The following is a 25,683-nucleotide window of genomic DNA, read 5'->3' as shown; positions in this document are numbered from 1 at the left end:
CCATGGCTGAGTCACAACCGCTACCCGACGCCCCCTGCGGGGCTGAATATCTGCGTGCGGTACTGCGTGCTCCGGTTTACGAAGTTGCGCAGGTAACGCCGTTGCAGAAAATGGAGAAGCTTTCTTCGCGCCTTGATAACGTCATTCTGGTCAAGCGTGAAGACCGTCAGCCCGTACACAGCTTCAAGCTGCGTGGCGCTTACGCGATGATTGCTGGCCTGAACAGCGAGCAAAAAGCCAGCGGCGTCATCACCGCTTCTGCGGGAAATCACGCCCAGGGCGTTGCGCTCTCGTCCACCCGGCTTGGCATTAAATCGCTGATCGTTATGCCGGTGGCCACTGCAGATATCAAAGTCGACGCCGTGCGAGCCTTTGGCGGCGAAGTCTTGCTGCACGGCGCGAATTTCGATGAGGCAAAAGCCAAAGCCGTCGAACTTTCGCAACTGCAAGGCTTCACCTACGTGCCTCCGTTTGACCACCCGGCGGTTATCGCCGGACAGGGCACGCTGGCGCTGGAGCTGCTCCAGCAGGATGCGCATATCGATCGCGTATTCGTTCCGGTGGGCGGCGGTGGCCTGGCGGCAGGCGTAGCGGTTCTGATCAAACAGCTGATGCCACAGATCAAAGTGATCGCGGTCGAAGCGGAAGATTCAGCCTGCCTGAAGGCGGCCCTGGAAGCCGGGAAGCCGGTTGAGCTGCCGCGTGTAGGGCTGTTTGCCGAGGGCGTTGCGGTTAAGCGTATCGGTGACGAGACGTTCCGCGTTTGCCAGGAATACCTGGACGACATCATCACCGTGGACAGCGATGCTATCTGCGCGGCGATGAAGGATTTGTTCGAAGACGTCCGCGCCGTTGCAGAGCCATCCGGCGCGCTGGCGTTGGCAGGAATGAAAAAATACGTGCAGCAGCACAACATTCGCGGCGAACGTCTGGCGCACGTGCTGTCTGGTGCAAACGTGAATTTCCACGGATTGCGCTATGTCTCCGAGCGCTGTGAGCTGGGCGAGCAGCGGGAAGCGCTGCTTGCGGTTACCATTCCCGAGCAAAAAGGCAGTTTCCTGAAGTTTTGCCAGCTGTTGGGCGGGCGCTCGGTTACCGAGTTCAACTACCGCTACGCCAGCTCTGACAATGCCTGCATTTTTGTCGGCGTGCGCCTGACTCGTGGTCTGGAAGAACGCAAAGAGATCATTGCTCAGCTGAGCGAGGGTGGCTACGGCGTGGTAGATCTCTCCGACGATGAGATGGCGAAACTGCACGTTCGTTACATGGTCGGCGGACGGCCTTCTAAGCCGCTGCGTGAAAGGCTGTACAGCTTCGAATTCCCGGAATCACCGGGCGCACTGCTGAAGTTCCTAAGTACGTTGGGGACGCATTGGAACATTTCACTGTTCCATTACCGCAGCCATGGCACCGACTACGGGCGAGTGCTGGCGGCGTTTGAGCTTGGCGAAAATGAGCCGGACTTCGAAACCCGACTCAATGAGCTGGGCTACGAATGCCACGACGAAACTCAAAACCCGGCGTTTCGTTTCTTCCTGGCGGGCTAGTGACTGCCGGGCAATAGCTTCCAGAACGCGCTAATAAGCGGCTCATTGAGCCGCTTTTTTTGTACGCAAACGCCCAGTTCAAACGGGGCTTTCTCATCGTTACGTTCGAGGATCAGGACGCGATTACGTACCGGCTCGGGGCTGTTTTCCAGCACGATTTCCGGGATTAGCGCAACCCCGCACCCCAGCGCCACCATCGACACCATCGCTTCATGCCCGGCGACGGTGGCGTAAATCACAGGATTACTGATTTTCTGGCGACGGAACCACAGCTCGATACGGCGACGAACGGGCCCCTGCTCGGGCATGATAAACGGAATCTTAGCCCAGTCTGGCTCTGGCTGGCTCACCTGCGCCCGCACCGGGCAAGGCAGCGCGGGGGCGATTAAAGCAACGGATAAATTTTCCAGCATTGAGAACGCGACGCCAGGCGGCAGGGATTCAGGCTTTCCGGCAATCGCGAGATCGGCTTCGTTGGAGTCGACCTTTTCTACCGCATCCGCGGCGTCACCCGTGGTCAGCTTAATTTCAACGGAGGGATGTTCGGCCCGGAAGCGGTCAAGAATGGGCGGCAGATGACTGTAGGCGGCGGTCACCGAGCAGAAAAGATGCAGCTCTCCGCTCAGGGAAGGGCCCTGCTGGCCGAGCGTGTGGCGCATCTGCTGATATTGCAGCAACGTGTGCTGGGCAAACTGGCGGAGTTGCTCGCCCGCTTCTGTCAGCGTTACGGTGCGGTTATCACGTAAAAAAAGAGGCTGCCCAAGGTCGTCTTCAAGCCGCTGGATCTGGCGCGAAAGCGTGGAAGGGCTGACGTGCATGGCTCGCGCGCTACGCCCGAAATGGCGGCTTTCGGCCAGGTGCAGAAAGGTTTTCAGATCGCGTAAATCCATGGTCATCAGGCCTCGTTTTTGCATTGCAATAATTGCAACGCGACGTTGTTAATATATCAATTTCAGCAACGCATTTCCTGTCATATAGTGGGTTCATTCTTCGCAGCACGACACGGCTGCAGAGCCCTTACAATAAGCACAACACGACACATACGGAGTTCTACGATGGCTAATTATTTCAACACTTTGAACCTGCGTCAGCAGTTAGCGCAGTTGGGTAAATGTCGCTTCATGGGGCGCGAAGAATTCGCCGATGAAGCAAGCTACCTCAAAGGTAAAAAAGTCGTCATCGTCGGCTGCGGCGCTCAGGGCCTTAACCAGGGCCTGAACATGCGTGACTCCGGGCTGGATGTTTCCTACGCCCTGCGTGCTGAAGCTATCGCTGAGAAGCGTGCTTCCTGGCGTAAAGCTACCGAAAACGGCTTCAAAGTCGGCACCTATGAAGAGCTGATCCCTCAGGCAGACCTGGTTGTGAACCTGACGCCAGACAAACAGCACTCATCCGTTGTTCAGGCCGTACAGCCGATGATGAAAGACGGCGCAGCGCTGGGCTACTCCCACGGTTTTAACGTGGTAGAAGTGGGTGAAACTATCCGTAAAGATATCACCGTTGTGATGGTTGCACCGAAGTGTCCGGGCACCGAAGTGCGTGAAGAATATAAGCGTGGTTTCGGCGTGCCGACCCTTATCGCCGTTCACCCTGAAAACGATCCAAAAGGCGAAGGCATGGCAATCGCCAAAGCCTGGGCTGCGGCAACCGGCGGCCACCGTGCGGGCGTGCTGGAGTCTTCCTTCGTTGCTGAAGTGAAATCTGACCTGATGGGCGAGCAGACTATCCTGTGCGGTATGCTGCAGGCGGGTTCTCTGCTGTGCTTCGACAAGCTGGTGGCGGAAGGTACCGATGCTGCATATGCTGAGAAACTGATTCAGTTCGGCTGGGAAACTATCACCGAAGCGCTGAAGCAGGGCGGTATTACGCTGATGATGGATCGCCTGTCCAACCCGGCAAAAATCCGTGCTTACACGCTGTCCGAGCAGCTGAAAACCATCATGGCTCCACTGTTCCAGAAGCATATGGATGACATCATCTCCGGTGAATTCTCTTCCGGCATGATGGCTGACTGGGCGAATGATGATAAGAAACTGCATACCTGGCGCGAAGAGACCGGCCAGACTGCTTTCGAAACCGCACCGCAGTTTGAAGGCAAGATCTCCGAGCAGGAGTACTTCGATAAAGGCGTGCTGATGATCGCGATGGTGAAAGCGGGCGTTGAGCTGGCCTTCGAAACCATGGTTGATGCCGGCATCATCGAAGAGTCTGCATACTACGAGTCCCTGCACGAGCTGCCGCTGATTGCTAACACCATTGCACGTAAGCGCCTGTACGAAATGAACGTGGTTATCTCTGATACCGCCGAATACGGTAACTACCTGTTCTCGTATGCCGCCGTTCCGCTGCTGAAAGAGTTCATGACCACTCTGCAACCGGGCGACCTGGGTAAAGAGATCCCGGCAGCCGCGGTAGACAATGCCCAGCTGCGTGACGTTAACGAAGCGATTCGTCATCATGAAATTGAAAAAGTGGGCAAGAAACTGCGTGGCTATATGACTGATATGAAACGCATTGCTGTTGCTGGCTAATTATTTAGCAATACGAAAAAGGCGCTCAGGCGCCTTTTTTTGTGCCCGTCGTCTTGCCGTTTTTCTTTTTATGTAATATTGTAAGTTACATGAAAACAAATAACTCCTTCTCAGCCACGCTGCACATCCTGCTTCACCTGGAGCAGATGGAAAAACCGCTAACCTCGGAACAAATGGCCGCTTTTATTGACGGTAATCCGGCGTTTATTCGTAAAGTGCTTGCCGGCCTGCGCGAGAACAAAATCGTCTGCTCGACCAAAGGGCATCACGGCGGCTGGAAGCTTTGCTGTCCTGCCAGCGAGGTTACGTTGCTGGATATCTATCTGGCGTTGGGTTCACCCGGCCTGTTTGCGCTAGGTAATCGCAATGAAAACCCGCAGTGCCTGGTGGAGCAGGGGGTAAACCGAGTGATGTCCGATACCTTTGCTGCGGCCGAAGAGCTGGTGCTGGCACGCTTTAAGGGCCTGACGTTGCAGGATATAGGCAGCGAATTTATTAGCTATTTCAACGAAAAGGGGCACGAGGCATGATTTCTACTTTAACTACCGACCTGCCGGTCTGTCTGATGATCGCGCTGGCCGCCGCCAGCATTTCGATGACCATCACGCAAACGGAACTGTTTGCCGGTTTACGCCGCTGGACGGTGAAAAAGAACGCGATGCTGGGCCATCTCTTCCAATGCTTCTATTGCCTGAGCCACTGGGTGGTGTTTGCCGGTATGCTGATTTACCGCCCGTATTTGCTGCACAGCGGGATGCCGGTGATTGACTGGATAATGACGGCGTTTGTTACCCTCACGCTAACCACCTTCGTGAACGGCATTATTTTTAAAGTGTTCCAGATGGCGGTCGGCACGCATTTGCTGAAGCATGAAGCTCAGCAAACTTTGCAGTCGACGAAATAAAGAGTAAAGAAAAGGCCGGGAACCCGGCCTTAAACTCAGTTGCGGTACAGCACTTTGATGATGTGGTAGCCGAACTGGGTATGCAGCGGGCCGTAAGGCTCCAGCAGCGGGCAGGAGAACACCACTTTATCAAATGCAGGAACCATCTGGCCCTGGCGGAATTCACCTAAGTGGCCGCCTTTTTTGCCGGACGGGCAGGTAGAGTGCTTCTTCGCCAGTTTCTCGAAGTCGCCGCCGTTTTTCAGCTGCTCCAGAAGGTCCAGAGCCAGTTTTTCTTCCTTTACAAGGATATGCAGTGCTGCTGCGGTTTTTGCCATGATAGTGCCTTGAGTCATGTTGATTACGCTCGCTATACTACCACGCTGTTTTTGTCCCCTCCTGACTTTCATTGAGTGACCATATGCGTTTAAACCCTGGCCAACAACAAGCCGTCGAATTTGTCACCGGACCCTGCCTGGTATTGGCCGGGGCTGGTTCGGGTAAAACGCGCGTAATCACCAATAAAATTGCACATCTGATCCGCGAAAGTGGCTATCAGGCGCGCCAGATTGCGGCGGTAACTTTTACCAATAAGGCCGCCCGCGAAATGAAAGAGCGCGTCTCGCAAACGCTGGGACGTAAAGAAGCGCGTGGGCTGATGATTTCTACATTCCACACGCTGGGGCTGGAAATCATCAAGCGCGAGTACGCGGCGCTAGGGATGAAATCTAATTTTTCGCTGTTCGACGATACCGATCAGACCGCGTTGTTAAAAGAGCTAACCGAGGGGCTGCTGGAAAACGACAAAGTGCTTCTCCAGCAGCTGATTTCGACGATTTCTAACTGGAAGAACGGTTTGCTGTCTCCGGCTCAGGCCGCCGCGCAGGCGAAGGGCGAGCGGGATCGTATTTTTGCTCATTGCTATGGCCTTTACGATACGCACCTTAAGTCCTGTAATGTACTGGACTTTGACGATCTTATTTTGCTGCCAACGCTCCTGCTGCAGCGCAATGCTGAGGTTCGCGAACGCTGGCAAAACCGTATCCGCTATCTGCTGGTGGATGAATACCAGGATACCAACACCAGCCAGTACGAACTGGTGAAACTGCTTGTTGGTGCGCGGGCGCGTTTTACCGTTGTAGGCGACGATGACCAGTCTATCTATTCCTGGCGTGGGGCGAATCCGCAGAATCTGGTGCTGCTGAGCAAAGATTTTCCGGCGCTGCAGGTGATTAAGCTCGAGCAGAACTACCGCTCATCCCGTCGTATTTTGAATGCGGCAAACATTCTGATTGCCAACAACCCGCACGTTTTTGAGAAACGTCTTTTCTCCGAGCTGGAGCACGGTGCGGAATTAAAAGTGGTTACGGCGAATCATGAAGAGCATGAGGCCGAACGCGTCACCGGGGAGCTTATTGCTCACCACTTTATCAATAAAACCAACTACAAAGATTACGCCATTCTGTATCGCGGTAACCACCAGTCGCGAGTGTTCGAAAAGATGCTGATGCAAAACCGCATCCCGTATCGTATCTCCGGCGGCACATCTTTCTTCTCCCGCCCGGAAATCAAAGATCTGCTTGCCTACCTGCGCGTGTTGACGAATCCGGATGACGACAGTGCCTTTCTGCGCATAGTGAACACGCCCAAGCGCGAGATTGGCCCGGCAACGCTGCAAAAGCTTGGCGAGTGGGCGATGCAGCGCAATAAAGGTTTGTTTACCGCCAGCTTCGATATGGGGCTAAGCCAGACGCTTAGCGGGCGCGGCCTTGACTCACTGCAGCGTTTTACCCACTGGCTGCGGGACGTAGCAACGCTTGCTGAACGTGAGCCGGTGGCTGCGGTGCGTGACCTTATCCACGGCATCGACTATGAAAGCTGGCTTTACGAAACGTCACCCAGCCCGAAAGCTGCGGAAATGCGCATGAAAAACGTTAATCAGCTCTTTAGCTGGATGACGGAAATGCTTGAAGGCAGCGATCTGGATGAGCCGATGACCTTAACGCAGGTGGTGACGCGCTTTACGCTGCGCGACATGATGGAGCGCGGGGAAAGCGAGGAAGAGGCCGATCAGGTTCAGCTGATGACCCTGCATGCTTCTAAGGGGCTGGAGTTCCCTTATGTCTACCTCGTCGGCATGGAAGAAGGGATCCTGCCACACCAAAGCAGCATCGACGAAGATAACGTGGATGAAGAACGCCGTCTGGCGTATGTAGGGATCACCCGAGCTCAGAAAGAGCTGACGTTCACGCTTTGCCGGGAGCGTCGTCAGTACGGCGAGCTGGTGCGGCCTGAACCTAGCCGGTTCCTGCTGGAGTTGCCGCAGGATGATTTAAGCTGGGAAACCGAACGGAAGGTGGTTTCTGCCGAAGAGCGGATGCAAAAAGGGCAGAGTAATGTAGCCAACATCCGCGAAATGCTGGCAAAAGCACGTAAAAACTAGTTCAGTTGACGCTGAGCGGCCAGTGAACGTAACTCTGCCAGAGTTTTTCCTGTTCCAGCAGCTCGGCACCTAGCGGGTGGCAGGCCAGCCAGGTCTCCGGTAATTCCAGATGCAGAGTTTCACCGTCCGCCTGCAGCTTAATCACGGGAAGAATGTCGTCCCGGCGGCGGTTTGCAAAAATAATTGCCAGGCGTAACAGGCGGCAAAGCCTTTCTGCCACACGCGGCGGCACCGCGTTTTGCTGGTGCAGGGAAGAGAGGTCGACAGGGTTGGTCTGGTTGAGCAGCAGCGTTGCCAGCAACTTTTTCTGCGCTGGCGTGTAGCCCGGCAAATCCAGATTTTTTACCAGATAGGCCGCATGCTGCGGCGCATGCTTGAAGTCAATGCTCAACCCAATTTCATGCAGCAGTGCGCTGCTCGCCAGCATCTGCTGGCTAAGCGGATCAAGCCCCCACGGCTCCGCTATTTGTGTTGCAAAATTCTGTGCCAGTTGTTCCACGCGAGCGGCCTGGCTGGTGTCCACCATAAAGCGGCGCTGAACGTTGCGCAGCGTCCTCTGGCGAATCTCCTGGTCAACCGCAAGATGCAACATGCCGTAGACCAATCCCTCACGCAGCGCACCGCCGGCAAGCGTCATACATTCAATGCCGAGCTGTTCGAATATGGCGATTAGAATGGCAAGACCGCTTGGGAAAACCAGCGCACGTTCCAGCGTGAGGCCTTCAATTTCCAGCTCTTCCAGGCGGCCACACTGAATAGCGCGCTGTTTTAGCTGCTGGAGTTTTGCGAGGGTGATACGTTCGTCCATCCCCTGCGCCATCATGATTTCCTGCAGCGCCTGCACGGTACCCGAAGCACCGACACAGATTTTCCAGCCGTGGCTTTTCAGCTCGTTAATCACCGGGCTGAGGACTTCTGCTGCTGCAGCCTCTGCCGCAGCAAAGTTTTCCTGAGCGAGATTTCTGTCGCTGAAGAAACGCTCCAGCCAGGTGACGCAACCCATTGAAAGGCTGAATAATGAGGTGGTTTGTGCGCCGGTGCCGGTCACCAGCTCGGTACTCGCCCCCCCAATATCCACCACCAGACGTCGATCGTCTCCGCCGGTTGTGTGGGCGACGCCCTGATAAATCAGGCGGGCTTCTTCTTCACCGCGAATAACCTGCACCGGGCAGCCGAGGATTTGCTGGGCTTTTTGCAGAAAAACATCGGCATTGACGGCGAGGCGCAGCGTGGCTGTAGCCACAACACGAATTTGGTTCTGAGGAATATCCTGAAGGCGTTCAGCAAATAAGCGCAGGCATTGCCAGCCGCGCTCCATTGCTTCCGGGGAGAGTACGCTCTCGCTGTTTAGGCCAGCAGCGAGGCGAACTTTTCGCTTAATGCGGGTTAGGGTCTGTATGCTTCCCGCCACCTCACGCACAACCAACATATGAAAACTGTTAGAACCGAGATCAATTGCTGCATAGAGTGAGGTGGTGCTAAGCATAGATTTTTAACCTGCGCGACGACGATTACCACGAGGAGCACCACCGCGGCGTGGACCGTTGCCTGGGCGGCTACGGGTCAGGCGTTTTGGCGGTGGGAACTCATTTAACAATGCTTCAGGGTTATATTTGCTCACCGGAATTGAGTGGCCAATATAGGTTTCAATCGCCGATAAGTTCAGCGCGTAATCTTCACAGGCGAGGCTGATCGAGTGACCGCTTGCCCCGGCACGGCCTGTACGGCCAATACGGTGAACGTAATCTTCGCAATCGTCAGGCAGATCGTAGTTAAAGACGTGGGTTACAGCCGGAATATGCAGGCCGCGAGCAGCAACGTCGGTTGCAACCAGAATATCCAGATCGCCACGGGTAAACTCTTCCAGGATACGCAGGCGTTTCTTCTGTGCGACATCACCCGTTAACAGCCCAACGCGATGACCGTCAGCGGCCAGATGACCCCAAATATCTTCACAGCGGTGTTTGGTGTTTGCGAAGATGATGGCGCGGTCTGGCCATTCTTCTTCGATAAGCGTTTGCAGCAGACGCATTTTCTCTTCGTTAGAAGGGTAGAAAAGCTCTTCTTTAATACGGTGGCCGGTTCTCTGTTCCGGTTCAACTTCTACATATTCCGCATTGTTCATCTGCTCGAAAGCAAGCTCACGCACGCGGTAGGAAAGGGTCGCAGAGAACAGCATGTTCAGACGTTGGGTGACCGGCGGCATGCGGCGGAACAGCCAGCGAATGTCTTTAATGAAGCCGAGGTCGTACATGCGGTCGGCTTCATCCAGTACCACAACCTGAATGGCACCTAAGTTAATGTGGTTTTGTTTGGCGTAATCGATCAAACGACCGGTGGTGCCAATCAAAATATCTACGCCGCTTTCCAGCACTTTCAGCTGTTTATCATAGCCGTCGCCGCCGTAGGCAAGGCCAAGCTTCAGGCCTGTTGCCTGCGCTAGCGGTTCTGCATCCGAGTGAATCTGTACCGCTAACTCGCGGGTTGGCGCCATAATCAAAGCGCGCGGCTGATTCACCTGGCGGTTCTCAGGAACCGGGTGAGAAAGTAAATAATGGAACGTGGACGTCAGAAACGCCATCGTTTTGCCTGTACCGGTTTGCGCCTGCCCTGCAACGTCACGATTCGCCAGAGTCAGCGGAAGTGCCAGTGCCTGAATTGGGGTGCAGTTATGGAACCCTTTATTTTCAAGGGCTTCAATCACCTTAGGGTGCAGGGCGAAGTCGGAAAACTTCTTTTCGGTCAAATGTGTTTTGCTCATAGTGTGGTAGAATATCAGTTTACTATTGCTTTACGAAAGCACATCCGTTGAAATAAACCGGGTGAAATAAAGTCACCCCAAGTTGGTTAATGCTACACCAACAAGGTAGACACAATCCTGCGGAGTAGAACATGAGCGATAAAATTATTCACCTGACTGACGGCAGTTTCGACACGGACGTGCTTAAAGCTGAAGGGTTGATTCTGGTTGATTTCTGGGCAGAATGGTGTGGTCCATGCAAAATGATCGCCCCGATTCTTGACGAGATCGCTGATGAATATCAGGGCAAAATCACCGTAGCTAAGCTGAACATCGACCAGAACCCGGGCACTGCGCCTAAATACGGCATCCGCGGTATCCCAACCCTGCTGCTGTTCAAAAACGGCGAAGTCGCGGCGACCAAAGTGGGTGCGCTGTCTAAAGGTCAGTTAAAAGAGTTTCTCGACGCTAATCTGGCATAATGGAATCTCAGCCGGCGCGTGCCACACTTGCATTTTTTTGCGAGCTGCTGGACGCCCGGCATCACACATGCTAAGTTACCTATGACTTCGCTTTGAACTTGCCCTTAAGTTTGAATCTTTGTATTACCTTAATGCTTCCCGTTCGCTGTCAAATACACTCTCTTTTACAGCAATCACAACGGACGCATAACCGAATTCGGGCTTATCACCCATTCCGTCTTGTCGTTTCAGTTCTGCGTATTTCCTATGACCAGGCAGCGATCGGACATGTGTGGTAGCCATTAAACAGGCACGGATGACCCTGCCATACCATTCACGAAACTAAGTTCGAGATTTCCCCCGAGTTTAAGAACCCACCATTATGAATCTTACCGAATTAAAGAATACGCCGGTTTCTGAGCTGATTACTCTCGGCGAAAATATGGGGCTGGAAAACCAAGCCCGCATGCGCAAGCAGGACATCATTTTCTCCATCCTGAAGCAACACGCTAAGAGTGGCGAAGATATCTTTGGTGACGGTGTGCTGGAGATACTGCAGGATGGATTTGGTTTCCTCCGCTCTGCAGACAGCTCCTACCTCGCCGGTCCCGATGACATCTACGTTTCTCCCAGCCAAATCCGCCGTTTCAACCTTCGCACAGGGGATACCATCTCCGGTAAGATTCGTCCGCCGAAAGAAGGCGAACGCTACTTTGCGCTGCTGAAGGTTAACGAAGTTAACTACGACAAGCCGGAAAACGCCCGTAGCAAGATCCTGTTCGAAAACTTAACCCCGCTACACGCAAACTCTCGTCTGCGTATGGAGCGCGGTAACGGTTCTACCGAAGATTTAACCGCTCGCGTACTCGATCTGGCATCGCCAATCGGCCGTGGTCAGCGTGGCCTTATCGTGGCACCGCCAAAAGCCGGTAAAACCATGCTGTTGCAGAACATCGCTCAGAGCATCGCCTACAACCACCCTGATTGCGTACTGATGGTACTGCTGATCGACGAACGTCCGGAAGAAGTGACCGAGATGCAGCGTCTGGTTAAGGGTGAAGTGGTTGCCTCTACCTTTGACGAGCCAGCTTCCCGCCACGTGCAGGTCGCCGAAATGGTTATTGAGAAGGCGAAACGTCTGGTTGAGCACAAGAAAGACGTTATCATCCTGCTCGACTCCATCACTCGTCTGGCGCGTGCCTACAACACCGTAGTACCGGCTTCCGGTAAAGTACTGACCGGTGGTGTGGACGCAAACGCCCTGCACCGTCCAAAACGCTTCTTCGGTGCTGCACGTAACGTGGAAGAAGGCGGTAGCCTGACCATTATCGCCACCGCGCTTATCGATACCGGCTCTAAAATGGATGAAGTTATCTACGAAGAGTTTAAAGGCACCGGTAACATGGAACTGCACCTGTCCCGTAAGATCGCGGAAAAACGCGTCTTCCCGGCAATCGACTACAATCGTTCCGGTACCCGTAAAGAAGAGCTGCTTACTACCCAGGAAGAGCTGCAGAAAATGTGGATCCTGCGCAAAATCATTCACCCGATGGGCGAAATTGATGCCATGGAATTCCTCATCAACAAGTTGGCGATGACTAAAACCAACGATGACTTCTTCGACATGATGAAGCGCTCGTAAGCAACAAAAACTCGGGGAACGCCACGCTTAGTCGTGGCGTTTTTCTTTTCTGCTAGATACGATATACATACGATGAATGTATTCGCTATCGTTATCTTTTCAAAATTCCTTTTGCCATGGAAGCAGTCCATCGCTAACAGTTTGTTCAGGGAGGAATTATGTTTAATCTCTTCGGGACAGTTGCATATTTCTACTATGCTGACTTTGCCCATAAATCTTGCAGAGACCTTTCACTGTGAATTTAGTCACCGCCGGAACTGACTTACTACTAATTTTCATCTTTACTACCGCCTTTCTATTCATTGCTCGTAAGGTAGCGAAGAGAATCGGCCTTGTTGATAAACCGAATTTCCGTAAACGTCACCAAGGGTTGATTCCCCTGGTTGGTGGGATCTCTGTTTACGCTGGTATTTGCTTTTCTTTCATCCTCGGAAAGTACTACATCCCACACGGCTGGCTTTATTTAACCTGCGCGGGCGTGCTTGTTCTGATCGGTGCACTTGATGACCGTTTTGATGTAAGAGTGAAGATTCGAGCGTCAATACAGGCACTTATTGGCATCGTAATGATGTTCTATGGCAATCTGCATCTTAGTAGTTTGGGCTATATATTTGGTTCATGGGAACTGGTACTAGGCCCCTTTGGCTATTTCCTGACGCTGTTTGCCGTGTGGGCGGCGATCAACGCATTCAATATGGTTGATGGGATTGATGGTCTGCTGGGGGGACTCTCATCCGTTTCGTTTGCTGCGATTGGTATTATTCTATTCTTTGATGGTCAGTACAGTCTCGCGATGTGGTGTTTTGCGATGATCGTTGCCATCTTGCCATACATCCTTCTTAACCTGGGTGTGCTTGGACGCCGCTATAAAGTCTTTATGGGGGATGCCGGCAGTACGTTAATCGGTTTTACGATTATCTGGATCCTGCTGGAGACGACTCAGGGACAAACACACCCAATAAGCCCAGTGACTGCGCTATGGATCATTGCGATTCCCCTGATGGATATGATTGCAATTATGTATCGTCGTTTACGTAAGGGTATGAGTCCATTCTCTCCAGACCGCCAGCACATTCATCATTTGATCATGCGGGCTGGTTTTACTTCACGGCAGGCCTTTGTCCTGATTACGCTTGCCGCAGCGCTGCTTGCTGCCGTTGGCGTTGCCGCTGAATATCTGCACTTTATCCCTGAGTGGGTAATGTTGGCATTGTTCTTGCTTGCATTTGTACTATACGATTTTTGTATTAAACGAGCCTGGAAAGTCGCTCGCTTTATCAGACGCCATAAACGTCGCATTCGCAGAAACAACAACGTAAACATCTAGTCTGACTTGAATTGGGGAAGCGATGAAAGACAACGTGCCAGGCAGTTACCCGGCAGTAGAAAACGAGCTGGATATTCGTGGTTTGTTTCGCACGCTGTGGCAGGGCAAATTCTGGATTATCGGAATTGCCTTTGTATTTGCCCTTATTGCGCTGATTTATACATTTTTAGCGAAACAAGAGTGGAGTTCAACGGCGATCACTGACCGCCCAACGGTCAATATGTTGGGGGGCTACTATTCCCAGCAGCAGTTCCTGCGCAACCTCGATGTTAAATCCAATATGGCGACGGCCGATCAGCCTTCGGTGATGGACGAAGCCTATAAAGAGTTCATCGTACAGCTCTCGGCCTATGACACCCGCAGGGATTTTTGGCTACAGACGGATTACTACAAGCAGCGTCAGGTGGGGAACAGTAAAGTCGATGCCGCGCTGTTGGATGAAATTGTCGATAACATCCAGTACACCTCTGGCGACAGCGCTCGCAATATCAGCGATAGCGTTAAGCTGGTTGCTGAAACCGCCGCGGACGCCAATAACCTTCTGCGTCAATACGTGGCTTTTGCGAGCCAGCGTGCGGCCAGCCATCTTAATGAAGAACTCACGGGCGCCTGGGCGGCACGCACCATCCAGCTGAAAGCACAGGTAAAAAGGCAGGAAGCCGTTGCGCAGTCCATTTACGATCGCAAAATAAAAAGCGTTGAGCAGGCGCTGAAAATAGCTCAACAGCAAAACATTACCCGCAGTGAAACGAATGTTCCCGCTGAAGAGCTTCCTGATTCAGAAATGTTTATGCTGGGCCGCCCTATGTTACAGGCGAGGCTGGAAAGCCTTCAGGCCGTCGGCCCTGATTTTGATATCGACTACGATCAGAATCGGGCGATGTTAAACACGTTAAACGTTGGGCCGACGGTCGACACTCGTTTCCAAACTTATCGCTATTTACGCACGCCAGAAGAGCCGGTTAAGCGTGACAGTCCTCGTCGTGCATTCTTGCTGATTATGTGGGGTGCGGTTGGGGCGCTTATCGGTGCTGGCGTAGCCTTAGCTCGCCGTCCAAAGGCCGCGTAAGCCCTTTACTGGTGGAGGAGCGATGGAATGCCTCCACCTAATTCAATATAAGAGAATCACCGTGAAAGTATTAACAGTTTTTGGCACGCGCCCGGAGGCTATAAAAATGGCCCCGTTGGTGGATGCGTTGGCAAAAGACGCGTTTTTTGACGCGAAAGTATGTGTAACGGCACAGCATCGCGAGATGCTGGATCAGGTATTACACCTCTTTTCCATTACGCCAGACTACGACTTAAATATTATGAAACCGGGGCAGGGCTTGACGGAAATTACCTGCCGCATTCTGGAAGGGCTTAAGCCCGTGCTGGAATCCTTTAAGCCGGATGTCGTTCTGGTCCATGGCGATACCACCACAACCGTTGCGGCCAGCCTTGCCGCTTTCTACCAGCGGATCCCCGTCGGCCACGTTGAGGCGGGCTTACGCACCGGCGATCTTTATTCTCCATGGCCGGAGGAAGCAAACCGTACCTTAACCGGACACCTTGCTTCCTGGCATTTCGCGCCAACGGAAAACTCGCGCCAGAATCTACTAAAAGAAAACATCAGCGAGCAAAAAATCTTCGTCACCGGCAATACCGTTATCGACGCGTTGATCTCCGTACGCGATCGCGTCCTGGCTCAGGATTCTGTGCGTCAGGATATTGAGGCCCGCCACCCCTTCCTTGATGCCAGTAAAAAAATGATTCTGGTCACCGGCCACCGCCGGGAAAGCTTTGGCGATGGTTTCGAACGTATTTGCCATGCACTGGCAAAAATCGCCAGCCAAAACAGCGATGTGCAGATAGTGTATCCGGTTCATCTGAATCCAAACGTCAGTGAGCCAGTCAGACGTATTCTGGGGCATGTCGATAACGTGATTCTGATTGAGCCGCAGGAATATCTGCCGTTCGTTTATCTCATGAATCATGCCTGGCTTATCCTGACTGATTCCGGCGGAATCCAGGAAGAGGCCCCTTCCCTTGGTAAGCCCGTTTTGGTGATGCGTGAAACTACCGAGCGTCCTGAAGCCGTTGCTGCAGGGACCGTGCGCCTGGTGGGGACGGATGAAGAGAAAATTGTGGCAGAAGTCACCCGACTGCTCCGTGATGAGCAAGAATATAATGCGATGAGCCGCGCCCATAACCCTTACGGTGACGGCGAGGCTTGCAGCCGAATTTTGAATGCCTTAAAACAAAATCAGGTGAAATTATGAATTTTTCCACCATCTCCGTCATTGGCCTTGGCTATATCGGCTTACCAACCGCTGCCGCATTTGCTTCCCGTCAACGGAAAGTCATCGGTGTGGATATTAATCAGCGGGCGGTGGACACCATTAATCGTGGTGAAATTCACATTGTCGAACCTGATTTAGATAAAGTGGTGAAATCCGCCGTTGAGGATGGATTTCTGAGCGCTACCGTACAGCCCGTTGAGGCTGATGCTTATCTGATTGCCGTACCAACTCCTTTTAAAGGCGATCATGAACCGGACATGGTTTATGTGAAAGCTGCCGCAGAGTCCATTGCCCCGGTGCTCAAAAAAGGCGCCCTGGTGGTGCTGGAGTCGACCTCTCCCGTTGGCGCGACCGAGCAAATGGCCGAGTGGCTGGCTGCCCTGCGCCCGGATTTGAGCTTCCCTCACCAGGTGGGAGAACAGGCGGATATCAATATCGCCTATTGCCCTGAGCGAGTTTTACCGGGTCAGGTCATGGTTGAGCTGATTAAAAACGATCGCGTTGTTGGCGGCATGACGCCTGTCTGTTCCACACGTGCCAGCGAGCTTTACAGCATTTTTCTTGAAGGGGAATGCGTTATCACCAACGCCCGCACCGCCGAAATGTGCAAGCTGACGGAAAACAGCTTCCGCGACGTTAACATCGCGTTCGCCAATGAATTATCGCTGATCTGTGCCGATCAGGGGATCAATGTCTGGGAACTGATTCGTCTCGCCAATCGCCATCCTCGCGTAAATGTTCTGCAGCCGGGGCCGGGCGTCGGAGGGCACTGCATCGCGGTAGACCCATGGTTTATCGTTTCGCAGAACCCTGAACAAGCTCGCCTTATTCGCACCGCTCGTGAGGTCAATGACGGCAAGCCGTTGTGGGTGATTAGCCAGGTTAAAGCCGCAATTGCCGACTGCCTTTCTGAAACAGGCCGCCGTGCCAGTGAATTAACGATTGCCTGCTTTGGCCTCGCCTTTAAGCCCAATATCGACGACTTACGCGAAAGCCCGGCAATGGAAATTGCTGAACTGCTGGCCGAATGGCATAGCGGTAAAACGCTAGTCGTCGAACCGAACATTCACTCGCTGCCGACGAAACTGGCCGATCGCTGCGAACTCACTTCGGTGGATGCCGCGCTTGAGAAGGCCGACGTGCTGGTCATGCTGGTCGATCATAAAGAGTTTAAAGCTATTCCTGCTGAGAACGTACGTCAGCCGTGGATTATCGACACCAAAGGCGTTTGGCGGTAAGCGGCGATGAGCCTGATTAAGGCAACCCTGGCTCCGCTGGACTGGGAAAACCGCTTCTTTGAGGTGAACAGCAGCGCGGTCCGTTTTTCTGAAGACGCTCCTGCGCTGCGGGAAGAACAGCTACGTGACTGGTCCAGGGTCCAGGCCAAAATTCCAACGCATCGTACCGACTGGCTGGATGGCCTTCAGCGATTTGGTTTCCAGCTTGTTGAAGGCGAAGTTGACCTGGCGCTTACTACTGGCACGCAAAATGCAGTTATTTCTGTCGATATCGCGCAGCCCGAAGATATTCCCGCGCTTCGCCTGGCGGCCTCGCAGGTCTTTACGCAAAGTCGTTTTCGCACACCGTGGTACAAGGACGGCGACAGTGGCCGTTTCTACGCCCAGTGGATTGAAAATGCCGTGCTCGGCACCTTTGATCATCAGTGCCTGCTGCTCAAACGTTGCGGCGAGAATCAGGGCTTTGTGACCCTGCGGCAGCTCAATGACGTCGAGGCCCGAATTGGCCTGCTTGCAGGGCGAGGCGTGGGTGAAGAACTGATGGCTGCGGCACAAGACTGGTGTATACAGCGTGGCTTGCAAACCCTGCGTGTAGCGACTCAGGTGAGCAATACCGCCGCGCTGCGTCGCTATATTAAAAGCGGTGCCACGATAGAAAGCACCGCCTTCTGGTTATACAGGTGAAAAAATGATCCCATTTAACGCTCCGCCGGTCGTCGGTACAGAACTCGAATACATGCAGGCTGCCATGGGCAGCGGCAAACTGTGCGGAGACGGTGGTTTCACCCGCCGCTGCCAGCAGTGGATGGAACAGCGTTTTGGCAGCAAGAAAGTTCTGCTCACGCCGTCCTGTACCGCGTCGCTGGAAATGGCCGCTATCCTGCTGGATATCAAGCCTGGCGATGAAGTGATTATGCCGAGCTACACCTTTGTTTCGACGGCTAATGCTTTCGTGCTTCGGGGGGCGGTCATTGTGTTTGTGGACGTGCGTCCTGACACCATGAACATCGACGAAACCAAAATTGAAGCGGCTATCACCGAAAAAACACGCGCCATCGTGCCGGTGCATTACGCGGGCGTAGCCTGTGAAATGGACGTCATTATGGCTATCGCGAAAAAACATAACCTTTTCGTGGTGGAAGATGCCGCGCAGGGTGTGATGTCCACTTATAAAGGCCGTGCGTTAGGTTCTATTGGGCACATCGGTTGTTTTAGTTTTCATGAAACAAAAAACTACACCGCGGGCGGTGAGGGTGGCGCGACGCTGGTTAACGATCCTGCGCTGATTGAGCGTGCGGAAATCGTTCGTGAAAAAGGCACCAACCGCAGCCAATTCTTCCGTGGGCAGGTGGATAAGTATACCTGGCGTGATATCGGTTCAAGCTACCTGATGGCAGATTTGCAGGCCGCTTATCTTTGGGCACAGCTTGAGGCGGCAGAGAAGATTAACCAGCAGCGCCTGAAGCTGTGGCAAACCTATCATGATGCCCTTGCACCGTTGGCAAAAGCCGGGCGCATAGAGCTGCCGGCTATCCCTGAAAACTGCGTGCAGAACGCCCATATGTTTTACATCAAACTGCGCGATATTGAAGACCGCAGCGCGCTGATTTCATACCTGAAAGAGGCGGAGATCATGGCGGTGTTCCACTATATTCCGCTGCATGCCTGCCCGGCGGGTGAGAAGTTTGGTCGCTTCTACGGGGAAGACCGCTTCACGACCCGCGAAAGCGAGCGTCTGCTGCGTCTGCCGCTGTTCTATAACCTGTCGCCGGTGAACCAACGCACCGTCATCAATACGCTGCAAAGCTACTTCGCCTGATATGTCGTTAGCTAAAGCTTCAGTGTGGACCGCAGGGTCCACGCTGGTAAAAATTGGTGCCGGTTTACTGGTAGTCAAAATGCTGGCCGTTGCTTTTGGCCCTTCTGGCGTGGGGCTGGCCGGTAACTTCCGCCAAATGATTACCGTGCTGGGCGTGCTTGCCGGGGCGGGTATATTTAACGGCGTCACCAAATACGTTGCGGAGCATCATGACAACCCGGAACAGCTGAAGCGGGTGCTCGGCACATCCTCGGCGATGGTGCTGGGCTTTTCTTCGCTGCTGGCGGTGATTTTTGTCCTGGCCGCGCGGCCAATCAGCGTCGGGCTATTCGGCCATGCTGATTACCAGAATTTGGTGCGCCTGGTGGCATTGGTCCAGATGGGGATTGCATGGGCAAACCTGTCGCTGGCCGTCATGAAGGGTTTTCGTGACGCCGCAGGTAACGCTCTTGCATTGATTACCGGCAGCGTCATCGGCGTGCTGGCTTATTATGCCTGCTATCATTTTGGCGGTTACCAGGGGGCGCTGTTAGGCCTGGCATTGGTGCCTGCATTGCTCGTTATCCCTGCGGTCATCATGCTCGTCAGGCGTGAACACGTTCCGCTGAGCTATATGAAGCCGAGCTGGGATAAACTGCTGGCCAGCCATCTTGGTAAGTTTACTATTATGGCGCTGATCACCTCAGTCACGCTCCCCGTGGCCTACGTGATGATGCGAAACCTTCTGGCGGCGCACTACAGCTGGGACGAAGTCGGGATCTGGCAAGGGGTAAGCAGTATTTCAGATGCTTATTTGCAGTTTATTACGGCGTCTTTTAGCGTTTATCTGCTGCCCACGCTTGCCCGCCTGAAGGAAAAAAGTGCCATTACGCGCGAAATCGTGCGCTCGTTAAAGTTTGTTCTGCCCGCGGTGGCGGCGGCAAGCCTGACGGTTTGGCTGCTGCGCGATTTTGCTATCTGGCTGCTGTTTTCACCCAAGTTCGTCGCCATGCGCGATTTGTTTGCCTGGCAGCTTGTCGGCGACGTATTGAAAGTGGGTGCCTACGTGTTTGGCTATCTGGTCATCGCTAAGGCGTCACTGCGTTTTTATATTTTGACTGAAATCAGTCAGTTTGCCCTGTTAACCGGCTTCTCACGCTGGCTGATCCCGGCCCACGGTGCGCTGGGTGCGGCCCAGGCCTACATGGCAACCTATATTGTTTATTTTGCGCTCTGCTGTGGCGTTTTCCTTATTTATCGTAGACGAGCATGACAACACTGATTCACGTATTGGGATCTGATATCCCGCATCATAATCAGACGGTATTGCGTTTCTTTAGCGACGTTCTGGCCGCCACGACTCCCCATGCCCGAGAATTTATCGTGGTGTCCGGGGATCAATCCCTGTTGTCCGCTTTTCCGGCGCTGTCGATCACGCTTTGCCCTTCGAAGCAGGCTATTGCCGCTGAAGTTCTGGCTAAAGCCCGAGCGAACCGGCAGCAACGTTTCTTTTTCCACGGACAGTTTAACAGCAGCCTTTGGGTTGCGTTGTTAACCGGTGGCCTGAAGCCTGAGCAGATGAACTGGCATATCTGGGGTGCGGACCTGTATGAGGTTTCGCGCAGCATTAAGTTCCGTCTGTTTTACCGGCTGCGCCGGTTTGCCCAGGGGCGCGTGGGACGCGTTTTTGCTACGCGTGGGGATTTAAGCTATTTCCATCAGCGTCATCCACGTGTGCCGGGTGAACTGTTGTATTTCCCAACCCGCATGGATCCGAGCCTCAATACAATGGCGGCCGATCGACAACATAGCGAGAAGCTAACGTTGCTGGTGGGGAATTCCGGCGATCGCAGTAATCAGCATGTTGATGCGTTGAAGGCCATTCACCAGCAGTTTGGCGACACGGTTCGCGTTGTCGTGCCGATGGGCTATCCGGCGAATAACGAAGCTTATATTGCTGAGGTGCAACAGGCCGGCCGCGCGTTGTTTAGCCCGGAAAACCTCCAGCTACTGACGGAAAAAATTGAATTCAATGAATACCTGGCACTGCTGCGCCGGTGCGATCTCGGCTATTTTATTTTTGAACGCCAGCAGGGTATTGGCACGCTGTGCCTGCTGATTCAGGCTGGGATCCCCTGCGTGCTGAACCGCAAAAATCCGTTCTGGCAGGATATGGTCGAGCAGCATGTTCCGGTACTATTTACCGGGGATGTGCTTGATGAAGCGACCGTGCGGGAAGCTCAGCGCCAGCTACGCTTACTGGATAAACAAAACATCGCTTTCTTTAACCCTAACTATATCGATGGGTGGCATCACGCGTTGAGCATCGCGGCAGGAGAGCAAAAATGAGTCTGGCGCAATTTGGCGGGTTATTTGTCGTCTGGTTCCTGTCGGTCGGGTTTATCGGGCTGCTGACGTATCAGGAGTTTCGCCGCGTGCGGTTTAACTTCAACGTCTTCTTTTCGCTGCTTTATCTGCTGACCTTTTTCTTCGGCTTTCCGTTTACCTGTACCCTGGTGTTCCGTTTTGGCGTATCGGTGGTGCCGGCAGACGTGCTGTTGCAGGCTCAGCTTGCGGCAGCCTGCTTCTACGGCATTTATTATGTGACCTATAAAACTCGGCTCAGGGCGAAGGTTGAGCATAAAGCGCGGCGGCCGTTGTTTACCATGAACCGGGTGGAGACGCACCTGACCTGGCTGATGCTGGTGCTGGTGGCGTTGGTCAGCGTCGGCATTTTCTTCGCCCATAATGGCTTCCTGCTGTTTAAGCTGCATTCGTACAGCCAAATTTTCTCCAGTGAAGTGTCAGGCGTAGCGCTCAAGCGCTTCTTCTATTTCTTTATTCCAGCGATGCTGGTGGTGTACTTCCTGCGTCAGGACAGCCGGGCCTGGATCTTCTTCCTGGTTAGCACCGTTGCCTTCGGCCTGCTGACGTACATGATTGTTGGCGGGACGCGCGCTAATATCATCATCGCCTTTGCCATCTTCTTGTTCATCGGCATTATTCGCGGCTGGATCACGCTTTGGATGCTGGCTGCTGCTGGCGTGCTGGGAATTGTTGGGATGTTCTGGCTGGCGCTGAAGCGTTATGGCCTGAGCGTCAGCGGGGACGAGGCGTTTTATACCTTCCTTTATCTGACTCGCGATACGTTCTCTCCGTGGGAAAACCTTGGCCTGCTGCTGCAAAACTACGACAAGATCGAGTTCCAGGGGCTGGCGCCGATTATTCGCGATTTCTACGTCTTCATCCCAAGCTGGGTATGGCCAGATCGCCCGGGAACGGTGCTTAATACCGCGAACTACTTCACCTGGCAGGTGCTGAACAACCATTCGGGACTGGCGATTTCCCCAACGTTGATTGGCTCGCTGGTGGTGATGGGAGGCGTGTGGTTTATTCCTCTGGGCGCGGTTGTCGTCGGGCTGATTATCAAATGGTTTGACTGGCTCTATGAGCTGGCGAACGGGGAAAGCAACCGCTATAAAGCCGCGATAATCTACGCGTTCTGCTTTGGCGCGATTTTCAATATGATCGTTCTGGCCCGCGAGGGGCTGGACTCGTTTGTCTCACGGGTGGTGTTCTTCCTCGTCATTTTTGGCGCCTGCCTGGTCGTGGCAAAACTACTTTACTGGCTTTTTGAAAGCGCAGGGCTTATTCATCAGCGCCTGCGCCGCGTGCCTGCTCCTGCTGCCGACACGCAAAATGCATGACAAGGATATTCATGAACAACTCTACTGAAGCCCCTTCCTATAACATCCGTGGCCTGAACCTGCTGGGGTGGCGAGATATGCAGCATGCGCTGGATTATCTCTATGCGGGGGGCAACTTGCGTCAGGGCACGTTAGTGGCAATCAATGCCGAAAAAGTCCTTACGGCCGAAGATGATGAGCAAATCCGTGGCCTTATTGCCGCGGCGGAATATAAATATGCCGACGGAATCAGCGTTGTTCGCTCTATCCGTAAAAAATACCCAGAGGCCGTAGTGAACCGCGTAGCCGGTGCCGATCTGTGGGAGGCCTTGATGCAGCGGGCCGGTCAGGAAGGTACTCCGGTGTTTTTGGTCGGCGGAAAGCCCGAGGTTCTGGCCCAGACTGAGGCTAAATTACGCCAGCTTTGGCAGGTCAATATCGTCGGCAGTCAGGATGGATATTTTACGGACGAGCAGCGGCAGGCATTGTTTGAGCGCATTCGTGATAGCGGCGCCGCGATTGTCACGGTGGCGATGGGATCTCCGCGCCAGGAGATCCTGATGCAGGCGTGCCGAAAAGTGCATCCTCAGGCGCTTTATATGGGCGTTGGCGGCACGTATGACGTCTTTACCGGGCGCGTAAAGCGAGCGCCAAAGGTCTGGCAAAATCTCGGCCTGGAGTGGCTATATCGCCTGCTTTCACAGCCGACCCGCATTAAACGGCAGCTGCGGCTGCTGCGCTATCAGCGCTGGCATTTGACCGGCAAGCTATAAATCTTCCAACGCGCTCATCCGGGCGCGTTTTGCTTTCTCTGCGCAATTTCCCACCAGACTTAGGCCAGTTTGTTACGCAGTTATTTGTAATTTTGTAAAAAATACGGAACCATTGCGCCCACTCGATGCAGTGCCGTAGTGATGTTGCGCCAGCAAATCTCTTGCCGACGCTGCATGGCCTGTTATTGAGCCTGGCAACAACCAAACACAATAACCGGTAAAAACCGGAGTAAAAGCAAACACAATACAGAGGATTTATGGCAGAGAAAAAAGCAGAGCTGCAGCGCGGGCTGGAAGCTCGACACATCGAACTTATCGCCCTGGGAGGGACCATTGGTGTTGGCCTGTTTATGGGCGCCGCCAGTACCCTAAAATGGGCCGGGCCGTCGGTATTGCTGGCGTACATTGTTGCGGGCCTGTTCGTGTTCTTCATTATGCGTTCAATGGGGGAGATGTTATTCCTTGAGCCTGTAGCCGGTTCTTTTGCCGTCTACGCGCACCGCTATATGAGCCCCTTTTTCGGTTACCTTACGGCGTGGTCGTACTGGTTTATGTGGATGGCGGTCGGCATCTCCGAAATAACGGCAATTGGCGTTTATGTTCAATACTGGTTCCCGGATCTGCCCCAGTGGCTGCCGGCCATTTTTGCCGTCGGGCTTGTGGCGCTAGCGAACCTGGCCGCGGTGCGTTTATACGGTGAAATAGAATTCTGGTTTGCGATGATTAAAGTCACCACCATCATTGTGATGATCGTCGTTGGCCTTGGCGTTATCTTTTTCGGTTTTGGCAACCATGGGCAGGCGATAGGCTTTAGCAACCTGACCGAGCACGGCGGCTTCTTTGCCGGCGGCTGGAAAGGTTTCCTGACCGCGTTGTGTATTGTCGTGGCGTCTTATCAAGGCGTGGAGCTTATCGGTATTACCGCCGGTGAAGCGAAAAACCCGCAGGTCACCTTGCGTAGCGCCGTGGGTAAAGTGCTGTGGCGTATTCTGATTTTCTATGTGGGGGCGATTTTCGTTATCGTGACTATCTTCCCATGGAACCAGATTGGCACCACCGGCAGTCCGTTTGTGCTGACCTTTGCGAAGATTGGTATTACGGCAGCGGCAGGAATTATTAACTTCGTTGTTCTGACGGCGGCACTGTCCGGCTGTAACAGCGGCATGTACAGCTGCGGGCGCATGCTGTATGCCCTTGCCAAAAACCGTCAGCTTCCGGCTAAAATGGCCACCGTTTCACGCAGTGGCGTGCCGGTTGTGGGCGTCGCTATTTCTATCGTTATTTTGCTGCTTGGCTCCTGCCTCAACTACATCATTCCTAATCCGCAGCGCGTCTTCGTTTACGTCTACAGCGCCAGCGTATTGCCGGGGATGGTGCCGTGGTTTGTTATTCTGATTAGCCAGGTTCGCTTCCGTAAGGCGCACCGTGAGGCCATCGCCAGCCATCCGTTCCGCTCCATTTTATTCCCGTGGGCGAACTACCTGACCATGGCCTTCCTTGTGTGCGTTCTGGTGGGCATGGGGCTGAATGAAGACACGCGGATGTCGCTGACGGTTGGGGTGATTTTCCTGGCTGCCGTGACGTTGGTTTATAAGGTATTTGGCCTGAATAAGTACGCCGCCAGTGAAAAACTGAACGGATAAGCATCAGGATGCGCAAAGCATAACCAAACGCGCAGTTTTGCGCGTATTTTATTGAAATAACCACTAGACAGCTGAGCACGAAGCCCGTATTATCCGACCCCGCAACGGCGCTACGCGCCCGTAGCTCAGCTGGATAGAGCGCTGCCCTCCGGAGGCAGAGGTCTCAGGTTCGAATCCTGTCGGGCGCACCATTTATAATGGCGCTAGAGCTGCGGTGGTATTATGTACCGCGTGAAAGTTTTACAGTGGTGGCTATAGCTCAGTTGGTAGAGCCCTGGATTGTGATTCCAGTTGTCGTGGGTTCGAGTCCCATTAGCCACCCCATTAATTTAGATGTATGCGAAGGTGGCGGAATTGGTAGACGCGCTAGCTTCAGGTGTTAGTGTTCTTACGGACGTGAGGGTTCAAGTCCCTCTCTTCGCACCACACCTAAATTAATCAGCAGTAAAAGCAGTATTTCGGCGAGTAGCGCAGCTTGGTAGCGCAACTGGTTTGGGACCAGTGGGTCGGAGGTTCGAATCCTCTCTCGCCGACCAATTTTAAAAAGCCCTTCTGAAGAAGGGTTTTTGCTTTCAACACCGAACCGTAAAAGGTCACAGGCACGTTGAAGGCCGCAGTAAGAGCAGTATTTCGGCGAGTAGCGCAGCTTGGTAGCGCAACTGGTTTGGGACCAGTGGGTCGGAGGTTCG

Annotated in this window: 22 protein-coding genes and 4 tRNA genes; 22 read left to right on the top strand and 4 right to left on the bottom strand. The window is 53.6% G+C overall.

Annotated features, from left to right (window positions below):
* Window positions 1–2: 2 nt before the first annotated feature.
* Window positions 3–1,547 carry a threonine ammonia-lyase, biosynthetic gene (gene ilvA, locus ACE38U_RS21410; protein ID WP_038476957.1) on the top strand — a complete coding sequence of 515 codons (1,545 nt, stop codon included), beginning with the start codon at window positions 3–5 and terminating at the stop codon, window positions 1,545–1,547.
* Here the strand turns inward: ilvA and ilvY are convergent.
* Complete coding sequence (gene ilvY / locus ACE38U_RS21405) at window positions 1,544–2,437, bottom strand: HTH-type transcriptional activator IlvY (protein WP_154189506.1); 894 nt, start codon at window positions 2,435–2,437, stop codon at window positions 1,544–1,546. The two genes, ilvA and ilvY, sit on opposite strands and share 4 nt — an antisense overlap.
* A 165-nt stretch (window positions 2,438–2,602) precedes the next feature.
* Here ilvY and ilvC point away from each other — a divergent pair, with 165 nt between their 5' ends.
* The 3 genes from ilvC (at window position 2,603) to ACE38U_RS21390 (ending at window position 4,982) form a co-directional block, all read left to right on the top strand.
* Complete coding sequence (gene ilvC / locus ACE38U_RS21400) at window positions 2,603–4,078, top strand: ketol-acid reductoisomerase (RefSeq protein WP_038476954.1); 1,476 nt, start codon at window positions 2,603–2,605, stop codon at window positions 4,076–4,078.
* Between the two features lie 89 nt (window positions 4,079–4,167).
* Complete coding sequence (locus tag ACE38U_RS21395) at window positions 4,168–4,608, top strand: Rrf2 family transcriptional regulator (protein WP_375530500.1); 441 nt, start codon at window positions 4,168–4,170, stop codon at window positions 4,606–4,608.
* Window positions 4,605–4,982: a hypothetical protein gene (locus tag ACE38U_RS21390; RefSeq protein WP_038476948.1), complete on the top strand. Its 378-nt coding sequence runs from the start codon at window positions 4,605–4,607 to the stop codon at window positions 4,980–4,982. Before ACE38U_RS21395 ends, ACE38U_RS21390 begins: the two co-directional genes overlap by 4 nt.
* Window positions 4,983–5,017: 35 nt before the next feature.
* Here the strand turns inward: ACE38U_RS21390 and ppiC are convergent, their stop codons facing one another.
* The gene (gene ppiC / locus ACE38U_RS21385; RefSeq protein ID WP_008455569.1) at window positions 5,018–5,299 is read right to left on the bottom strand and encodes a peptidylprolyl isomerase PpiC; all 282 of its coding nucleotides are present in this window, start codon (window positions 5,297–5,299) and stop codon (window positions 5,018–5,020) included.
* Window positions 5,300–5,382: 83 nt separating this feature from the next.
* Here ppiC and rep point away from each other — a divergent pair, with 83 nt between their 5' ends.
* The gene (gene rep / locus ACE38U_RS21380) at window positions 5,383–7,404 is read left to right on the top strand and encodes a DNA helicase Rep (RefSeq protein WP_038476945.1); all 2,022 of its coding nucleotides are present in this window, start codon (window positions 5,383–5,385) and stop codon (window positions 7,402–7,404) included.
* A 1-nt stretch (window position 7,405) separates the two neighbouring features.
* Here the strand turns inward: rep and gppA are convergent, their stop codons facing one another.
* Both gppA and rhlB read right to left on the bottom strand, forming a co-directional pair.
* A complete protein-coding gene (gene gppA, locus ACE38U_RS21375) occupies window positions 7,406–8,890 on the bottom strand; it encodes a guanosine-5'-triphosphate,3'-diphosphate diphosphatase (protein ID WP_038476942.1) in 1,485 nt (494 codons plus the stop codon).
* A 6-nt stretch (window positions 8,891–8,896) separates the two neighbouring features.
* Window positions 8,897–10,165: an ATP-dependent RNA helicase RhlB gene (gene rhlB, locus ACE38U_RS21370; RefSeq protein ID WP_038476939.1), complete on the bottom strand. Its 1,269-nt coding sequence runs from the start codon at window positions 10,163–10,165 to the stop codon at window positions 8,897–8,899.
* A gap of 131 nt (window positions 10,166–10,296) precedes the next feature.
* Between rhlB and trxA the strand changes: the two genes are divergently transcribed.
* The 17 genes from trxA to ACE38U_RS21285 all read left to right on the top strand — a co-directional run bounded on the left by trxA (window position 10,297) and on the right by ACE38U_RS21285 (window position 25,530).
* On the top strand, window positions 10,297–10,626 hold the full coding sequence (trxA, locus tag ACE38U_RS21365; RefSeq protein ID WP_038476936.1) for a thioredoxin TrxA: 330 nt from the start codon (window positions 10,297–10,299) through the stop codon (window positions 10,624–10,626).
* Window positions 10,627–10,987: 361 nt separating this feature from the next.
* On the top strand, window positions 10,988–12,247 hold the full coding sequence (gene rho, locus ACE38U_RS21360) for a transcription termination factor Rho (protein ID WP_008455558.1): 1,260 nt from the start codon (window positions 10,988–10,990) through the stop codon (window positions 12,245–12,247).
* 235 nt (window positions 12,248–12,482) lie between these two features.
* Window positions 12,483–13,574 (top strand): UDP-N-acetylglucosamine--undecaprenyl-phosphate N-acetylglucosaminephosphotransferase, encoded by a 1,092-nt coding sequence (wecA, locus tag ACE38U_RS21355; protein ID WP_176981800.1) that lies wholly within the window; start codon window positions 12,483–12,485, stop codon window positions 13,572–13,574.
* Window positions 13,575–13,596: 22 nt separating this feature from the next.
* Window positions 13,597–14,643 carry an ECA polysaccharide chain length modulation protein gene (gene wzzE, locus ACE38U_RS21350; protein WP_375530499.1) on the top strand — a complete coding sequence of 349 codons (1,047 nt, stop codon included), beginning with the start codon at window positions 13,597–13,599 and terminating at the stop codon, window positions 14,641–14,643.
* A gap of 61 nt (window positions 14,644–14,704) precedes the next feature.
* Complete coding sequence (wecB, locus tag ACE38U_RS21345) at window positions 14,705–15,835, top strand: non-hydrolyzing UDP-N-acetylglucosamine 2-epimerase (protein ID WP_038483036.1); 1,131 nt, start codon at window positions 14,705–14,707, stop codon at window positions 15,833–15,835.
* Window positions 15,832–17,094, top strand: coding sequence for a UDP-N-acetyl-D-mannosamine dehydrogenase (gene wecC / locus ACE38U_RS21340; RefSeq protein ID WP_038476930.1), 1,263 nt, complete (start codon window positions 15,832–15,834; stop codon window positions 17,092–17,094). The genes wecB and wecC overlap by 4 nt, the downstream gene beginning before the upstream one ends.
* Window positions 17,095–17,100: 6 nt before the next feature.
* On the top strand, window positions 17,101–17,778 hold the full coding sequence (rffC, locus tag ACE38U_RS21335; protein WP_038476926.1) for a dTDP-4-amino-4,6-dideoxy-D-galactose acyltransferase: 678 nt from the start codon (window positions 17,101–17,103) through the stop codon (window positions 17,776–17,778).
* Window positions 17,779–17,782: 4 nt separating this feature from the next.
* Window positions 17,783–18,913, top strand: a complete 1,131-nt coding sequence (gene rffA / locus ACE38U_RS21330) for a dTDP-4-amino-4,6-dideoxygalactose transaminase (RefSeq protein WP_375530498.1) — start codon at window positions 17,783–17,785, stop codon at window positions 18,911–18,913.
* A 1-nt stretch (window position 18,914) separates the two neighbouring features.
* Window positions 18,915–20,165: a lipid III flippase WzxE gene (wzxE, locus tag ACE38U_RS21325; RefSeq protein WP_038476920.1), complete on the top strand. Its 1,251-nt coding sequence runs from the start codon at window positions 18,915–18,917 to the stop codon at window positions 20,163–20,165.
* Window positions 20,162–21,241 carry a TDP-N-acetylfucosamine:lipid II N-acetylfucosaminyltransferase gene (locus ACE38U_RS21320; RefSeq protein WP_176981795.1) on the top strand — a complete coding sequence of 360 codons (1,080 nt, stop codon included), beginning with the start codon at window positions 20,162–20,164 and terminating at the stop codon, window positions 21,239–21,241. Before wzxE ends, ACE38U_RS21320 begins: the two co-directional genes overlap by 4 nt.
* Window positions 21,238–22,599, top strand: a complete 1,362-nt coding sequence (gene wzyE, locus ACE38U_RS21315; RefSeq protein WP_038476914.1) for an ECA oligosaccharide polymerase — start codon at window positions 21,238–21,240, stop codon at window positions 22,597–22,599. The genes ACE38U_RS21320 and wzyE overlap by 4 nt, the downstream gene beginning before the upstream one ends.
* A gap of 11 nt (window positions 22,600–22,610) precedes the next feature.
* Complete coding sequence (wecG, locus tag ACE38U_RS21310; RefSeq protein WP_038476911.1) at window positions 22,611–23,351, top strand: lipopolysaccharide N-acetylmannosaminouronosyltransferase; 741 nt, start codon at window positions 22,611–22,613, stop codon at window positions 23,349–23,351.
* Between the two features lie 257 nt (window positions 23,352–23,608).
* Window positions 23,609–24,994 carry a bifunctional threonine/serine APC transporter ThrP gene (thrP, locus tag ACE38U_RS21305; protein ID WP_038476908.1) on the top strand — a complete coding sequence of 462 codons (1,386 nt, stop codon included), beginning with the start codon at window positions 23,609–23,611 and terminating at the stop codon, window positions 24,992–24,994.
* 114 nt (window positions 24,995–25,108) lie between these two features.
* Window positions 25,109–25,185 (top strand) — tRNA-Arg (locus tag ACE38U_RS21300).
* Window positions 25,186–25,242: 57 nt separating this feature from the next.
* Window positions 25,243–25,318: transfer RNA gene (locus tag ACE38U_RS21295), tRNA-His, on the top strand.
* A 15-nt stretch (window positions 25,319–25,333) separates the two neighbouring features.
* Window positions 25,334–25,420 (top strand) — tRNA-Leu (locus ACE38U_RS21290).
* A 33-nt stretch (window positions 25,421–25,453) separates the two neighbouring features.
* A tRNA-Pro gene (locus ACE38U_RS21285) sits at window positions 25,454–25,530 on the top strand.
* Window positions 25,531–25,683 lie beyond the last annotated feature (153 nt).

The sequence above is a fragment of the Cedecea selenatireducens genome (assembly GCF_042138895.1).
Lineage (GTDB): Bacteria > Pseudomonadota > Gammaproteobacteria > Enterobacterales > Enterobacteriaceae > Cedecea > Cedecea selenatireducens.
The sequence above is the reverse complement of the archived record's forward strand: the minus strand, read 5'-3'. Positions and strand labels throughout refer to the sequence as shown.